The sequence below is a fragment of the Kitasatospora xanthocidica genome (assembly GCF_014656195.1).
Classification (GTDB): domain Bacteria; phylum Actinomycetota; class Actinomycetes; order Streptomycetales; family Streptomycetaceae; genus Kitasatospora; species Kitasatospora xanthocidica.
Map to the genome: position 1 here is coordinate 420539 of NZ_BNBY01000005.1, position 14370 is coordinate 434908.

14 protein-coding genes are annotated in these 14370 nt (G+C 72.5%); 12 read left to right on the top strand and 2 right to left on the bottom strand.

What is annotated here, in order from left to right; genetic code table 11:
- From IE332_RS12200 to IE332_RS12215, 4 genes are read left to right on the top strand one after another with little or no spacing between them, the layout of a single operon-like run.
- Entirely contained in the window at positions 1 to 1011 is a 1011-nt protein-coding gene (locus tag IE332_RS12200) for an ABC transporter permease (RefSeq protein ID WP_189915801.1), read from the top strand.
- Positions 1008 to 2084: an ABC transporter ATP-binding protein gene (locus tag IE332_RS12205; protein ID WP_189915802.1), complete on the top strand. Its 1077-nt coding sequence runs from the start codon at positions 1008 to 1010 to the stop codon at positions 2082 to 2084. Before IE332_RS12200 ends, IE332_RS12205 begins: the two co-directional genes overlap by 4 nt.
- Positions 2085 to 2118: 34 nt before the next feature.
- The gene (locus IE332_RS12210; RefSeq protein WP_189915803.1) at positions 2119 to 3195 is read left to right on the top strand and encodes an ABC transporter ATP-binding protein; all 1077 of its coding nucleotides are present in this window, start codon (positions 2119 to 2121) and stop codon (positions 3193 to 3195) included.
- A gap of 45 nt (positions 3196 to 3240) precedes the next feature.
- Positions 3241 to 3900 (top strand): trimeric intracellular cation channel family protein, encoded by a 660-nt coding sequence (locus tag IE332_RS12215; protein ID WP_189915804.1) that lies wholly within the window; start codon positions 3241 to 3243, stop codon positions 3898 to 3900.
- On the opposite strand, the gene IE332_RS12220 is transcribed toward IE332_RS12215, so the two are convergent.
- The gene (locus tag IE332_RS12220; protein WP_189915805.1) at positions 3806 to 4570 is read right to left on the bottom strand and encodes an IclR family transcriptional regulator; all 765 of its coding nucleotides are present in this window, start codon (positions 4568 to 4570) and stop codon (positions 3806 to 3808) included. The genes IE332_RS12215 and IE332_RS12220 overlap by 95 nt on opposite strands.
- Before the next feature lie 196 nt (positions 4571 to 4766).
- Here IE332_RS12220 and IE332_RS12225 point away from each other — a divergent pair, with 196 nt between their 5' ends.
- Positions 4767 to 5948 carry a cysteine desulfurase family protein gene (locus tag IE332_RS12225; protein WP_189915806.1) on the top strand — a complete coding sequence of 394 codons (1182 nt, stop codon included), beginning with the start codon at positions 4767 to 4769 and terminating at the stop codon, positions 5946 to 5948.
- A 49-nt stretch (positions 5949 to 5997) separates the two neighbouring features.
- Positions 5998 to 7134: a tRNA 2-thiouridine(34) synthase MnmA gene (gene mnmA / locus IE332_RS12230; protein ID WP_189915807.1), complete on the top strand. Its 1137-nt coding sequence runs from the start codon at positions 5998 to 6000 to the stop codon at positions 7132 to 7134.
- A gap of 5 nt (positions 7135 to 7139) precedes the next feature.
- Here mnmA and IE332_RS12235 read toward each other — a convergent pair whose 3' ends face one another.
- A complete protein-coding gene (locus IE332_RS12235) occupies positions 7140 to 7733 on the bottom strand; it encodes an MBL fold metallo-hydrolase (RefSeq protein ID WP_189915808.1) in 594 nt (197 codons plus the stop codon).
- Positions 7734 to 7814: 81 nt separating this feature from the next.
- Here IE332_RS12235 and IE332_RS12240 point away from each other — a divergent pair, with 81 nt between their 5' ends.
- The 6 genes from IE332_RS12240 (at position 7815) to ligA (ending at position 14067) form a co-directional block, all read left to right on the top strand.
- A complete protein-coding gene (locus tag IE332_RS12240) occupies positions 7815 to 8774 on the top strand; it encodes a GlxA family transcriptional regulator (protein ID WP_229928538.1) in 960 nt (319 codons plus the stop codon).
- Positions 8775 to 8820: 46 nt separating this feature from the next.
- Positions 8821 to 9378, top strand: a complete 558-nt coding sequence (locus IE332_RS12245; RefSeq protein WP_189915809.1) for a Uma2 family endonuclease — start codon at positions 8821 to 8823, stop codon at positions 9376 to 9378.
- 79 nt (positions 9379 to 9457) lie between these two features.
- Positions 9458 to 9982: an LOG family protein gene (locus IE332_RS12250; protein WP_189915810.1), complete on the top strand. Its 525-nt coding sequence runs from the start codon at positions 9458 to 9460 to the stop codon at positions 9980 to 9982.
- Positions 9983 to 9995: 13 nt separating this feature from the next.
- The gene (locus IE332_RS12255) at positions 9996 to 10685 is read left to right on the top strand and encodes an SDR family oxidoreductase (protein WP_189915811.1); all 690 of its coding nucleotides are present in this window, start codon (positions 9996 to 9998) and stop codon (positions 10683 to 10685) included.
- Positions 10686 to 10748: 63 nt separating this feature from the next.
- Positions 10749 to 11759 carry a methionine synthase gene (locus tag IE332_RS12260; RefSeq protein WP_229928539.1) on the top strand — a complete coding sequence of 337 codons (1011 nt, stop codon included), beginning with the start codon at positions 10749 to 10751 and terminating at the stop codon, positions 11757 to 11759.
- A 19-nt stretch (positions 11760 to 11778) separates the two neighbouring features.
- Positions 11779 to 14067, top strand: a complete 2289-nt coding sequence (ligA, locus tag IE332_RS12265; RefSeq protein ID WP_189915812.1) for an NAD-dependent DNA ligase LigA — start codon at positions 11779 to 11781, stop codon at positions 14065 to 14067.
- Positions 14068 to 14370 lie beyond the last annotated feature (303 nt).

A 14370-nucleotide genomic window follows, 5' to 3' on the forward strand; every position in this document is an offset into this window, starting at 1 on the left:
GTGTTTGCCTACATCATCCGCAGGATCTTCGCTGCGGTGATTCTGCTGCTGGTCGTCAGCGCGGTCACCTTCGCGATCTTCTTCCTGCTCCCGCGCTTCGCCGGCGAGACGGCCGACCAACTGGCCGCCCAGTACATCGGGAAGAACCCCTCCCCGGAGGCGATCGCGGCGGTCAAGCAGAACCTCGGCCTCGACCAGCCGCTGTACGCCCAGTACTGGAACTTCCTCAAGGGGCTGGTCAGCGGCGCCGAGTACAAGTTCGGGCCGGAACCGGCCACCTGCCACGTGCCCTGCTTCGGCTACTCCTTCAAGAACCACCTGGAGGTCTGGCCCGAGCTGTCCAAGCGGATCCCGATCACCGTCTCGCTCGCCGCCGGTGCGGCCGTGCTGTGGCTGGTCTCCGGCGTCGCCACCGGCGTCGTCTCCGCCCTCAAGCCGCGGTCGATCTTCGACCGGATCTCCATGGGCGTCGCCCTCGCCGGCGTGTCGCTGCCGGTCTTCTTCACCGGTGCGCTGCTGCTCACGCTGTTCAGCTACGAGTGGCCGATCCTGGACAACCTGCAGTACGTCGACTTCACCGACAACCCGCTGATGTGGGCCCGCAACCTGATCCTCCCCTGGATCTCGCTGGCCTTCCTCTACTCCGCGCTCTACGCCCGGCTCACCCGCGCCGGGATGCTGGAGACCATGAGCGAGGACTACATCCGCACCGCCCGGGCCAAGGGCCTGGTCGAGCGCAAGGTCGTCACCCGGCACGGACTGCGCGCCGCGCTCACCCCGATCGTCACCATCTTCGGCATGGACCTCGGGCTGCTGCTCGGCGGTGCGCTGATCACCGAGCAGGTGTTCTCGCTCCAGGGCGTCGGCCAGTTCGCCGTCCAGGCGATCTCCGACAACGACCTGCCCAAGATCCTCGGCGTCACCCTGCTGGCCGCCTTCTTCATCGTCGCCTGCAACCTCGTGGTCGACCTCCTGTACGCCCTCGTCGACCCCCGGGTGAGGCTCTCGTGACCGAGCTCCAGAAGACCACGGCAGCCGCCGCTCCCGGATCGGCACCGTCCAGCGACCCGTTCCTGTCCGTGCGCGACCTGCGGATCCACTTCGACACCGACGACGGCCTGGTCCGCTCGGTCGACGGGGTCAGCTTCGACCTGCACAAGGGCCGCACCCTCGGCATCGTCGGTGAGTCCGGCTCCGGCAAGTCCGTCACCTCGCTGGGCATCATGGGCCTGCACCGCTCCAAGCGGGCCCGGATCAGCGGCGAGATCCGGCTCGACGGCGAGGACCTGATCACCGCCGGCCCGGACCGGGTGCGCCAGCTGCGCGGCCGCCAGATGGCGATGATCTTCCAGGACCCGCTGACCGCGATGCACCCCTACTACACGGTGGGGCAGCAGATCGTCGAGGCCTACCGGGTGCACCACCCCGAGGCCAACAAGAAGCAGGCCAGGACCCGCGCGATCGAGATGCTCGACCGGGTCGGCATCCCGCAGCCGGACCGCCGGGTGGACGACTACCCGCACCAGTTCTCCGGCGGCATGCGCCAGCGCGCGATGATCGCCATGGCCCTGGTCAACGACCCCTCGCTGCTGATCGCCGACGAGCCCACCACCGCCCTGGACGTCACCGTCCAGGCGCAGATCCTGGACCTCATCCGCGACCTCCAGGACGAGTTCGGCTCCGCCGTCATCATCATCACCCACGACCTCGGGGTCGTCGCCGAACTGGCCGACGACATCCTGGTCATGTACGGCGGCAAGTGCGTCGAGCGCGGGCCGGCCGAGACCCTCTTCGACGCGCCCGAACACCCCTACACCTGGGGCCTGCTGGGCTCGATGCCGCGCCTGGACCGGGAGCTGCAGGACCGGCTCGTCCCGGTCAAGGGCACCCCGCCCAGCCTGATCAACGTGCCGACGGGCTGCGCCTTCCACCCGCGCTGCCCGTACGCCGCCCTGACCGACGGGCGCTCCACCGGCGAGCTCCCGGTGCTGGCCGAGGCCGCGCCCGGGCACTTCGCGGCCTGCCACCTGCCGGCCGACGAGCGGCACCGCATCTTCGCCGAAGAGATCGCGCCCCGGCTGTGAGCCCGGCCTCGTACCACCTTTCTGGAGAGAACCGATGACGGACACCCAGACGGCGCCGATCCCGTCGCCGGCCCCCGCCCCCGACCGCGAGCCGCTGCTGAAGGTGACGGGCCTGACCCGGCACTTCCCGATCCGCGGCGGACTGATGCGGCGCCAGACCGGCGCGGTCCGGGCCGTCGACGGCATCGACTTCACCGTCAACGCGGGCGAGACGCTCGGCGTCGTCGGCGAGTCCGGCTGCGGCAAGTCGACCATGGGTCGGCTCGTCACCCGGCTCGACGAGCCGACCGGCGGGAAGATCGAGTTCGAGGGCACCGACATCACCCACCTGAGCGCCGGGGCGATGCGGCCGCTGCGCCGCGACATCCAGATGATCTTCCAGGACCCGTACTCCTCGCTGAACCCCCGGCACACCGTCGGCACCATCGTCGGCGCGCCGTTCAAGCTGCAGAACGCGATCCCGGCGGGCGGGCTCAAGAAGGCCGTCCAGGAGCTGCTGGAGCTGTGCGGCCTCAGCCCCGAGCACTACAACCGCTACCCGCACGAGTTCTCCGGCGGCCAGCGCCAGCGCATCGGCATCGCCCGGGCGCTCGCCCTGAAGCCGAAGATGATCGTCGCGGACGAGCCGGTCTCGGCCCTGGACGTCTCGATCCAGGCGCAGGTGGTCAACCTGCTGGACGACCTCCAGAAGGAGCTCGGCCTGACCTATCTGATCATCGCGCACGACCTCTCGGTGGTCCGGCACGTCTCGGACCGGGTCGCCGTGATGTACCTCGGCAAGGTCGTGGAGATCGCCGACCGGGACTCGCTCTACCGCAGCCCGATGCACCCGTACACCAACGCGCTGATGTCCGCCGTGCCGGTCCCCGACCCGCGCCGCCGGCAGCGCGCCGGGCGCGAGCGGATCCTGCTCACCGGCGACGTCCCCTCCCCGATCAACCCGCCCAGCGGCTGCCGCTTCCGCACCCGCTGCTGGAAGGCGCAGGACGTCTGCTCCACCCAGGAGCCGCCGCTGGTGGCGCTGAAGACCGGGCACCAGGTGGCGTGTCACTTCCCGGAGAACGGGCCGGAGAACGGGCCGGAGGACGCGCCCGGTACGTCGGAGGCCTGAGGCCGCAGGCGGAGGGGAGGGTTCCGCACAGGTCATAGTTGTGTGGTGACCTCGCAGATCTTCCCCTCCGACGTGCAGCAGTCGCTGGACCTCGTCGGCATCTTCGTCTTCGCCCTCTCCGGGGGCCTGCTCGCCGTCCGCAAGAACATGGACATCTTCGGGATCTGTGTGCTGGCCGAGGTCACGGCCCTCGGCGGCGGGGTGATGCGCGACCTGGTGATCGGGGCGACCCCGGTCGCCGCCTTCACCAACCTCGGCTACTTCGTGACCCCGCTCGCCGCCGCCCTGGTGGTGTTCTTCCTGCACCCCGAGGTCGAGCGGATCAACCGCGCCGTGCAGACCCTGGACGCCCTCGGGCTCGGGCTGTTCTGCGTCACCGGCACCGCCAAGGCGCACGACTACGGGCTCGGCGCGGTCGCCGCGATCGCGCTCGGCATGGTGACGGCGGCCGGCGGCGGCGTGATCCGCGACATCCTGGCCGGGGAGATCCCCTCGCTGCTGCGCTGGGACCGGGAGATCTACGCCGTCCCGGCGCTGGTCGGCGCCGCCCTGGTCGCGCTGCTGATCGGCACCGACCGGCTCACCGGCCTGACCGGCACCGCCGCCGCGCTCACCGCCTTCGGCCTGCGGATGCTCGCCCTGAAGTACGGCTGGCGCGCCCCGCGGGCCTGGCACCGCAACGGTTCTCGCACCAGCGAGGAGTAGGCGAGCCGCCGTACGCCAGCGAGATCGCCTCGGCCGTGCAGAGCAGCTCCGGGACCATCCGGGCCAGCTCGGCCGGCGGCACCTCGCCGGCCGGGGCGCTCAGCGCGCAGGCCGCGACCGTCCGTCCGCCGCTGCCCTCGACCGGTGCGGCCACGCAGGTCACCGGCTCCCGGTGCTCGGCCGACTCGGCCGCCCAGCCCCGGCGGCGCACCGCCGCCAGCTCGGGCTCCTCGGCGCCGTCCGCGGGCAGCCCGGCGAGCAGCACCCGGCCGACCGCCGTACCCGTCACCGGGGCGCGGCGCCCGATCCGGGACGGCTCGGCGGCCGACGGTCCGGCCACCTCGTCCAGGTAGAGCACCTCGCCGTCGTGCAGCACGGCGAGGCGCACGGTGTAGCCGCAGCGGGCGTTGAGCGCGGCCAGGTACGGCGCGGCGACCTGCCGGACGTCGAAGTCCTCCAGCGCGCGGTGGGCCAGCGAGAGCACCCGGCCGCCGAGGCGGTAGCGCAGGTCGGGCTGGCGCCGGGCGAAGCCGTGCTCCTCCAGGGTGCGCAGCAGCCTCAGCGCGGTGGACTTGTGCACCCCGAGGCTGCTCGCGGCCTGCTCCAGCGAGAGCGGGGCCTCACCGAGCGCGTCGAGCAGGGTCAGCGCGCGGTCGACCGACTGCGACATGACGCCCCCGTGGATCCGGCTGAGAAACGTCCGCCAGGCTAACCGCTGGACGGCACAGTGGTACAAATCGGTCCGGACACCGCCGTCCGGCATTGGTACAGACCAGTGCTGCCGCGGTGTCACCGGCCGGGCGATGGCCGGAACGATGCGCAGGCCCGGGGTGCGGCGCCCGGAAGCCCTCTACAATCGGATGGTTATGCCATACCTGGACCATGCGGCGACCACGCCGATGCTGCCCGAGGCGATCGCCGCGATGACGGCGCACCTGGGGGTGGTCGGCAATGCCTCGGCCCTGCACGCGGCCGGCCGCCGGGCCCGCCGGGTGGTCGAGGAGTCCCGCGAGTCGCTCGCCGAATCGCTCGGCGCCCGCCCCAGCGAGATCGTGTTCACCGGCGGCGGCACCGAGTCCGACAACCTCGCGGTCAAGGGCCTCTACTGGGCCCGCCGCGACGCCGACCCGGCCCGCACCCGGGTGCTGAGCAGCCCCGTCGAACACCACGCCGTCCTGGACGCGGTGCACTGGCTCTCCGAGCACGAGGGCGCCACCGTCGAGTACCTGCCGGTGGACGAGTACGGGCGGGTGCACCCCGAGGCGCTGCGCGCGGCCGTCGAGCGCGACCCCTCGTCGGTCGCCCTGGTCACCGTGATGTGGGCCAACAACGAGGTCGGCACCGTCCAGCCGGTGCGCGAACTCGCCGCCGTCGCCGCCGAGTACGGCATCCCGATGCACGCCGACGCGGTGCAGGCGCTCGGTCAGCTCCCGGTCTCCTTCGCCGAGTCCGGGCTCACCGCGCTCACCGTCACCGGCCACAAGATCGGCGGCCCGTTCGGCATCGGCGCCCTGCTGCTCTCCCGCGGCGCCACGCCCGTACCGCTGCTCCACGGCGGCGGCCAGGAACGCGACGTGCGCTCCGGCACCCTGGACGCCCCCGGCGCCGCCGGCTTCGCGGCCGCCGCGGCGGTGGCCGTGGCCCACCGCGAGGAGCACGCGGTGGTGCTCGGCGCGCTGCGGGACTCCCTGGTCTCGGCGGTGCTGGCCGCCGTGCCCGACGCCGTGCTCAACGGCGACCCCAAGCCCGGAGGCCGGCTCCCCGCCAACGCCCACTTCTCCTTCCCCGGCTGCGAGGGTGACGCGCTGCTGATGCTGCTCGACGCGGCCGGCATCGAGTGCTCGACCGGCTCGGCCTGCACCGCCGGGGTGCCGCAGCCCAGCCACGTGCTGCTCGCCATGGGCGTCGACCCGCTGCTGGCGCGCGCGTCGCTGCGGTTCTCGCTCGGGCACACCTCGGTGCGGGAGGACGTCACCGCGCTCGCCGAGGCCATCGGGCCGGTCGTCCAGCGGGCGCGCAACGCCGGGCTGGCGTCGGTGCGGCGGTAGGTTTTCCCCGCCCGGGCATGTCCGGCGGCCCCGTACTCTTGTAGTCACCATGACTGACTTCCCGGGTGCCCCGACCACACCGTCCACCGGCCGACTGCGCGTGCTCGCGGCGATGTCCGGCGGAGTCGACTCCGCCGTCGCCGCCGCCCGCGCCGTCGAAGCGGGCCACGAGGTGACCGGCGTCCACCTGGCGCTCTCCGCCAACCCGCAGTCCTTCCGCACCGGCGCCCGCGGCTGCTGCACCATCGAGGACTCCCGGGACGCCTGGCGGGCCGCCGACGTGATCGGCATCCCGTTCTACGTCTGGGACCTGGCGGAGCGGTTCCGCGAGGACGTCATCGACGACTTCGTCGCCGAGTACGCCGCCGGGCGGACCCCGAACCCCTGCCTGCGCTGCAACGAGAAGATCAAGTTCGCCGCGCTGCTCGACAAGGCGATCGCCCTCGGCTTCGACGCCGTCTGCACCGGCCACTACGCCCGGATCGTCGACCTGCCGGACGGCGCGCGCGAACTGCACCGGGCCGTCGACGCGGCCAAGGACCAGTCGTACGTGCTGGGCGTGCTCGACGCCGACCAGCTCGCCCACTCCCTCTTCCCGCTCGGCGACACCACCAAGGAAGCCATCCGCGAGGAGGCCGAGCGCCGGGGCCTGGCCGTGGCGAAGAAGCCCGACAGCCACGACATCTGCTTCATCGCGGACGGCGACACCCAGGGCTTCCTCGCCAAGCACCTCGGCACCGCGACCGGCGACATCCTCGACGTCGACGGCACCAAGCTCGGCGAGCACGACGGTGCGTACGGCTTCACCATCGGCCAGCGCAAGGGCCTGCGGATCGGCCGCCCGGCCGCCGACGGCAAGCCGCGCTACGTGCTGGACATCTCCCCGGTCAACAACACCGTGACCGTCGGCCCGGTCGAGGGCCTCGACGTCACCGGGCTCACCGCCATCCGCCCCCGCTGGTGCGGCACCGAGCCCCTGGCCGACGGCCGCTACACCGCCCAGCTCCGCGCCCACGGCGAGGAGGTCCCGGTGACCGCCTCGGTGGTCGACGGCGAGCTCCGGGTGCAGCTCGACACCCCGGTCCGCGGCATCGCCCCCGGTCAGGCCGTCGTGCTCTACGACGGCACCCGCGTCGTCGGCTCCGCGACCATCGCGACGACCGAGCGCCCGGCCGTCACGGTCTGACGGCTTCAGAGCGGCGGGTTGTCCTCGGCCGTGAACGGGGCGCCGTGGCCGGGGACGATGACGTCCGCCGCCGCCAGGACCCGGCGGCGGGAGGCGCGCAGGACCTCGCGGTCGGGGGCGACCGGGTCGTCGGCGGGGCCGTGCCGGTGCCACCACAGGTCGCCGGCGAAGGCGACGACGCCCGACTCCGTCCCGGCGAGCAGGGTGATGTCCTCGTGGCTGTGGCCGGGGGTGCGGATCAGCTTCAGCGAGGGGGTGAGTTCGTAGCCCTCGGCGTCGCGGTTGGTCCAGTGGTGGCCCTGGTACTCGACCTTGTGGTCGTGGACCCGGGCCTTGCCGAAGAGGCCGACGTTCATCGTGTTGTCGGGGTGGTGGTGGCTGAGGACGACGTCGGTGATGTCGTCGGGGCCGAGGCCCAACTCGGCGAGCGGGCCGAGGATGTCGTCGTGGCCGGCGACCATGCCGGGGTCGAAGATCACATGGCGTCCGGCGTCCGCGATGTAGGAGACGGTGGCGGCGACTCCGGGGCCGGTGGAGCCGACGTAGCCGGTGGTCAGGACCTGGTACTCGGCGCTGCGGCCGAGGGGTGCGTCGTTCATGGTTCGATCCTGTCGGCTGGACCGATCGCCGACGAGTGGCACGGATGCCACTGATCGCAGGAAATGTGCCACCATCCACGGATGGCTCCCTTCACCACCGTCGCCGCCTACGTCCCGCCCGGCGTCGGCATGTTGGCCGTCGGCATCGTCGCCGAGGTGTTCGGCCCGCACGGGCAGGCCGCGCCGGGCTTCGACTTCGCCCTCTGCACGGACCGGACGGGCAGCGTCCCGACCGACCTCGGCATACCGATCGCGGTCGAGCACGGCCTGGACCGGCTGGCCGCCGCCGACCTGGTGCTCGCCCTGCCGGGGGCCGGGTTCCGTACGCCGCCCCCGCCCGCCGTGCTGGAGGCGCTGTCGGCCGCGCACGGGCGGGGCGCGCTGGTGGCGGCGCACTGCGTCGGCGCGTTCGCGCTGGCCGCCGCCGGACTGCTCGACGGCCGCCGGGCCACCACGCACTGGCGGTTCGCCGAGCTGCTGGCCCGGACGTACCCGGAGGTCGTGGTCGAGCCCGACGCGCTCTACCTGGACGAGGGGCGGATCACCACGGGCGCGGGCGCCGCCGCGGGCTTCGACCTCTGCCTGCACCTGATCAGGCGGGAGCACGGGACGGCCCTGGCCAACCACATCGCCCGGGACATGGTGCTGCCGTCCCACCGCGACGGCGGCCAGGCCCAGTACCTGGCCGCGCCCGTCCCCGAGGACGGCGAGGACGAGCGGCTGGCCGAGGTGCTGGCCTGGGCCCGCGGGCACCTCCACGAGCCGCTGCCGGTCGCGGAGTTGGCCCGGCGGGCGATGATGAGCAAGCGCTCCTTCGCCCGCCGCTTCGCCGCGGCCACCGGCACCACCCCGCACGCCTGGCTGCGGGAGCTGCGGCTGAGCGGCGCCGAGGAGCTCCTGGAGACGACGGACCTGCCGGTCGAGGAGGTCGCCCGCCGGGTCGGCTACGGCAGCGCGGCCGTCCTGCGCGAACAGTTCGTCCGCCGCCGCGGAGTCCCACCCCGCTCCTACCGCCGGGCATTCACCCGGGTTGCGTCATAGTGGACGGAAGAGCGATGCCCGAGGCACACCCTCCGGAGAGGACGGCATGACCTTCTACGAGCAGCACCGCGACTTCATCGAGGAACTGGAGCGGATCGCCCCGGAAGGCGTCCGGATCGAATGGTCCGGAGACACGCTGATCATGCAGGCGTCGCCGTCCAACATCCATCAGCTCAACGTGGCCCAGGTGCGCCGGCAGTTCGAGCGGCACGCCCCCGACGGCTACCTCCCCAGCGAGCGGAGCGAGATCGTCAGCCCGGACGTCTCCAAGGGCCGCGAGCCGGACCTGACGTACCTGCCGGTGGAGGTGCTCTCGGCGGCGGGGAACAAGGCTCCCGCCGCGGAAGCCCTGATCGCCGTGGAGATCGTCTCGCCGTCCAATCCGGGCAACGACTGGATGGACAAGCTGCACGACTACGCCGTGATGCGCATTCCGCTCTATCTGATCGTGGACCCGCGCCAGCAGACGGTGACGCTGTTCTCCGAGCCGGACCACGACCGGTACCACGTCCGCAGCGACCGGAAGTTCGGCGACGCGATCGGCATCCCGGAGCCCTTCGGCTTCACGCTGAGCCTGTCGAAGCTCCTTCCGTACAAGGACTGATCCCCGGTGGCCGGGCAGCGGTGGCCGGGGGTAATGCCGGTGGGCTCGTCCGGGGCGGCGTGATAGACCAGGGGGCACTATGAACATCACTGTCTTCTGCTCCGCGTACTCGCTCGACGACCGCTACTCCGCCCCCGCCGCGGAGTTCGCCCGGCTCCTCGGGGAGGGCGGGCACACCCTGGTCTGGGGCGGGTCGAACGCCGGGCTGATGGGGCTGCTGGCCGACGAGGTGAAGGCGGCCGGCGGCCGGCTGGTCGGCGTGATGGTCGAGATGCTGAAGCACAAGGGCTACGTCGGCGCGGACGAGCTGGTGATGACCGCCGACCTGGCCGAGCGGAAGGCGGAGCTGGCGGCCCGCGCGGACGCGATCGTCGTGCTGGTGGGCGGGCTGGGCACGCTGGACGAGGTCACCGAGGTGCTGGAGCTCAAGAAGCACGGGATGTTCGAGAAGCCGGTGGTCCTCCTGGACACCGAGGGCTTCTACTCGGGCCTGCGGACCCAGCTGGAGCGGATGGACGCCGAGGGCTTCCTGCCGCGGCCGCTGACCGAGCTGGTCACCTTCGCCGACACGCCCGCCGAGGTGTTCGCGCAGCTCAAGGCCTGAGAGGATCGGACCCATGGCTGCACATCTGATCACCGGCGCCGGCTCCGGCATCGGCGCCGTCCTGGCCGGGAAGCTCGCCGAGCGCGGGGACGACCTCTGGCTGCTGGCCCGTGACGCCCGTCGCGCCGCCGAGCTGCGGGAACGTTTCCCCGGTGCCCGCACCCTCGTCGGCGACCTGGGCGACCCGGCGAAGCTGTCCTGGGCCTTCGGCCACCAGGCGCTGCCCGGCGAGCTGGACTCGCTGCTGCACGTGGCGGGGGTGGTCGAGCTGGGTACGGTCGGGGACCTGCCGGTGAAGGCCTGGCAGGAGACGCTGAACGTCAACCTGGTCGCCCCCGCGGAGCTGACCCGGCTGCTGCTGCCCTCGCTCCGCCTGGCCAAGGGCCACGTGGTCTTCGTCAACTCCGGCGCCGGCCTGAACGCCCACGCCGAGTGGTCGGCGTACGCGGCGAGCAAGCACGGCCTGAAGGCGCTGGCCGACTCGCTGCGCCAGGAGGAGCACGCCGGCGGCGTCCGGGTCACCTCGGTCTACCCGGGCCGCACCGCGACCGCGATGCAGGTGAAGGTGCACCAGCAGGAGGGCAAGGAGTACGACGCCGGCCGCTGGATCGAGCCGGAGTCCGTCGCCAAGGCGGTGCTGGCCGCCCTGGACGCCTCCCGGGACGCGGAGATCACCGAGATCACCGTCCGTCCGGGCCGCTGACCCGAGCTGCCTGACCCGGGCCGCTGGAACCGGTCACCGGCGCCGCGCACTAGGCTCGGGCGGGTGAGCACTCCACACCCCTTCCCCGACCTGCGCGGCGCCGCCACCGGCGTCGGCTCGCTGCCCGGTACCGACGCCCGGGAGGCGGCCAGGACCGCCACCGGGGCGCTGGAGCAGCTGCCGTTCCTGCCGGAGCTGCCGGCCCGCGGCCCGGGCGCCGACATGATCGGCCGCGGCGCCGGCTTCCTGGTCGAGCTGTTCGCGCAGACCGAGCCCAGCGGCTGGCGGTTCACCGACCGCCCCGGCCGGGACACCCGGCGGGCCCACTCCTGGCTCGGCGAGGACCTGGACGCCCTGGAGGAGTTCACCCAGGGCTACCGGGGCGCGCTCAAGGTCCAGGCCGTCGGCCCGTGGACGCTGGCGGCGAGCGTCGAACTGCGGCACGGCGAGAAGGCGCTCGCCGATCACGGCGCCTGCCGGGACATCGCCGGCTCGCTCACCGAGGGCCTGCGCCGCCACCTGGCCGAGGTCCGCAAGCGGATCCCCGGCGCCGAGGTAGTCCTCCAGCTGGACGAGCCCTCGCTGCCCGCCGTGCTGGCCGGCTCGGTGAAGACCGCGAGCGGCTTCCAGCGGCTGCGCTCCGTCGACCGGCAGGTCGCCGAGGAGGTGCTGCGGGAGGTGATCCGCGGCCTGGACGCCCCCGTCGTGGTGCACAGCTGCGCGCCGGACGTGCCGATCCCGCTGCTGCGCCGGGCCGGGGTGGCCGGCATCTCGCTGGACTTCTCGCTCCTCACCGACCGTTCGGACGACGACCTGGGCGAGGCGGTGGAGGCGGGCACGGCGATCCTCGCTGGTGTCGTCCCCTCCACTGACCAGGCGGTGTCGGACCCGGCCGGTAGTGTCCAGGGTGTCAGGACCTTGTGGCGCAGGCTCGGGTTCGCCCCGGAGCTGCTGGGCCGTCGCGTGCTGGTGACGCCGACCTGCGGGCTCGCCGGGGCCTCCCCGGCGTACGCGCGCGGGGCGCTGTCGCTCGCGGCGCGGGCGGCGCAGAGCCTGGTGGACAACCCGGAATGAGAACGTAGGAGGGCTTGCGGTGACGGCTGTCGAGGGCTGGGAGGACGTCCCGGCGGAGGTGCGCCGGCGGCACGCGGAGCTGGCGCAGGAGATCACCGACCACCGCGTCCGGTACTACGAGCAGGACGCACCGGTCGTCAGCGACTCCGAGTTCGACGCCCTGATGCGCGAGCTGGAGGCGATCGAGGCCGAGCACCCCGTCCTGGTCACCCCCGACTCCCCGACGCAGCGGGTCGGCGGCGCCGCCACCGGGCTGTTCGCCGAGGTCGAGCACCGCGAGCGCCTCCTCAGCCTCGACAACGCGATGGACGACGAGGAGCTCGCCGCCTGGGCCGAGCGGGTCGCCGGCGAGCTGCACGGCATCGACTACCACTACCTGTGCGAGCTCAAGGTGGACGGCCTGGCCGTCAACCTCACCTACGAGAACGGCCAGTTGGTGCAGGCGGCGACGCGCGGCGACGGCCGGGTGGGCGAGGACATCACCGCCAACGTGCGCACCATCAAGGAGATCCCGCACCAGCTCAAGGGGGAGGACGTCCCCGAGCTGGTGGAGATCCGCGGCGAGGTCTACTTCCCGACCGAGGCCTTCGAGGCGCTCAACGCCTCGTTCGTGGCGGAGAACGAGCGCCGCCGCGCGGAGAACGAGGAGCGCGCCAAGGAGGGCAAGCGGCCCCGGGCGCTGATCCGGCTGTTCATGAACCCCCGCAACGCGGCGGCCGGTTCGCTGCGCCAGAAGGACCCGCACGTGACCGCCTCGCGCCCGCTGCACATGGTGGTGCACGGCATCGGCGCCCGGGTCGGCTTCGACATCGACAACCAGTCGCACGCCTACGAGCTGCTGCGCGGGTGGGGGCTGCCGACGGCCCGGCACAACCGGGTGGTGAAGACCCTCGACGAGGTGCGGGCGTTCATCGGGAAGTTCGGCGAGCAGCGGCACTCGGTCGAGCACGAGATCGACGGCGTGGTCGTCAAGGTGGACGAGATCGCCCTGCAGGGCCGGCTCGGCGCCACCTCCAAGTCCCCGCGCTGGGCGATCGCCTGGAAGTACCCGCCGGAGGAGGTCACCGGCAAGCTCGCCGAGATCAAGGTCGGCATCGGCCGCACCGGCCGGGCCACCCCGTACGCGGTGCTGGCCGAGCCGGTGAAGGTGGCCGGCTCGATGGTGCAGTACGCGACGCTGCACAACCAGGACGTCGTCAAGGCGAAGGGCGTGCTGCTCGGCGACACGATCGTGCTGCGCAAGGCCGGTGACGTCATCCCGGAGATCCTCGGCCCGGTGGAGGACCTGCGCGACGGCACCGAGCGGGCGTTCGTGATGCCCTCGCACTGCCACGAGTGCGGGGCGGAGCTGCGTCCGATGGCCGAGGGCGACATCGATCTGCGCTGCCCCAACGCGCAGTTCTGCCCGGCCCAGATCCGGGAGCGGATCGCCTTCCTGGGCGGCCGGTCCTCGCTGGACGTGGAGGGCCTGGGCTACGTCGCGGCGACGGCGCTGACCCAGCCGCTGGAGCCGGCCGAGGCGCCGGTGAAGGACGAGGGCGACATCTTCGGGCTGACGATGGAGCAGCTGCTGCCGATCGAGGTGCTGGTGCGGGACCAGAAGACCGGCATGCCGAAGCTGGACGACCGCACCGGCAAGGAGAAGAAGGCCACCTTCTTCGCCAACCAGAAGGGCGAGCCCAAGAAGACCGCCGGAGTCCTGCTGGAGAACCTGGAGAAGGTGAAGGACCGTCCGCTGTGGCGGTTCCTCAACGGTCTCTCGATCCGGCACGTGGGCCCGGTCGCGGCGCAGGAGCTGGCCCGGGAGTTCCGTGACCTGGACCGGATCTTCTCGGCCACCGAGGAGGAGCTGGCCGCGGTGGAGGGCGTCGGTCCGATCATCGCCCGGTCGGTGGTGGAGTGGTACCAGGAGCAGTGGCACCGCGACATCCTGGAGAAGTGGCGTGCCGCCGGTGTCCGCTTCACCGAGGAGTTCGCGGACGAGGAGGAGGCGGAGCGCCCGCTGGAGGGTCTGACCGTGGTGGTGACGGGCACGCTGGCCGGCCACACCCGGGACGGTGCCAAGGAGGCGCTGACCTCGCGCGGAGCGAAGGTGACCGGTTCGGTTTCGAAGAAGACCCATTTCGTGGTCGCCGGTGACAACCCAGGGTCCAAGTACGACAAGGCAGTTCAGCTCGGACTGCCGGTCCTGGACGACGCGGGCTTCGCCGTCCTGCTGGCCGACGGGCCGGCCGCCGCCCGCGCCCACCTGGGACTTCCGGAGCCGGAGGAGGCCGCGCCGCCGCGGGAGGAGCCCGCCGAGGGCTGATCCGGGGCCGCCCCGAGCGGCGGGTGGCCGGAACCGGGTTGTTATCGTCCTGATGCAGCGTCACCGGGTGCCGTACGGTGAAAGCGGGCATTGTGTCACTGTGCGACACCCGGGCGCGGTGGCGCGTTTCCGGTTGTCCGAAAGTCTGCCCACCGGGTCGACCCCGGCATACCCTGGAGCGCAACAGAGTGTCAGCAGGGGTGGGGGCACCGGCTGAGCCGGTGCTCCTCGGGGTCGCTCCATGCCCGGCAGCTGTCGGTACCGGCACGGTGCCTCACCGTAAGGCGGCCTGACGGGGCGGGC